Origin of the sequence: Flammeovirga aprica JL-4, assembly GCF_012844305.1 — a bacterium.
GTDB classification, from domain to species: domain Bacteria; phylum Bacteroidota; class Bacteroidia; order Cytophagales; family Flammeovirgaceae; genus Flammeovirga; species Flammeovirga aprica.
The window spans coordinates 1-958 of record NZ_JABANE010000319.1; the positions used below are offsets into that span (position 1 = coordinate 1).

At 37.6% G+C, this 958-nt stretch carries 1 protein-coding gene; it reads left to right on the plus strand.

All coding sequences use genetic code 11. The features are described from left to right. Positions 1–531: cobalamin-dependent protein (locus HHU12_RS34140; RefSeq protein ID WP_205960084.1), on the plus strand; the 531-nt coding region annotated here is incomplete at its 5' end. Between the last annotated feature and the right edge of the window lie 427 nt (positions 532–958).

Sequence of the window (958 nt, forward strand, 5' to 3'; positions counted from 1 at the left end):
GATTTTGGTAGATACAAAGCTACAATCCGTAATATCTCAGGAGTTTACTCTCATGAGGTAGCAGGTGACAAGTCGTTTGCAGAAGCAAAAGAATTAGCGAATGAATTCGAGAAATTGGAGGGTAGACGTCCAAGAGTAATGATTGCTAAGATGGGTCAAGATGGTCACGATAGAGGTGCAAAAGTAATTGCAACATCTTTCGCAGACATCGGGTTCGACGTGGATATGGGACCATTGTTCCAAACTCCAGAAGAAGTGGCTCGTCAAGCCGCTGAAAATGATGTGGACTGTGTAGGTGCATCATCATTGGCAGCAGGTCACAAAACGTTAATTCCTCAATTAATTGAAGAGTTAGCACGTTTAGGTCGTGAGGATATCATGGTATTTGCAGGTGGTGTAATTCCAGAGCAAGATTACCAATTCCTTTATGACAACAAAGTAGCAGCGATCTTCGGTCCTGGTACTAGAGTTCCATATTCAGCGAAGAAAGTACTTACGTTACTTTTACAAGAAGATGAAGTGGAAGGTTAAGCTGAAATTATATAACTATAATTTGTGAGATAATGAGGGGGTGCCGTTTGCGATTACGGCGCTCCTTTTTTTTGTGCCCAAAGAGCAGGGATGAGGTAAGAATGAAGAGGGAAGAATTAAATTTGTGATTTACCATTTAATTAAGGATCACCTTCAAAAAGTGGGCACAGGTTAACCAAATACCTTTGAAATTCTGAACAGGAAAAACTTTAAATCTGTAACGCCTCGGAATTCTCTTCTAAAATCTTTTATCCTAGAACTAAGTATATGACAAAAAAATGACTCTCCATGAAATTGATTAAATTTGAATTTCGACATACAAAATTTATCAATTATGGAGAGTCAACACGAATATACGAAATTGTTTGAAAAAATAAATTCACAGATCAAAATCAACAAAGCTAGATTAGATTGTTTGACATATCTA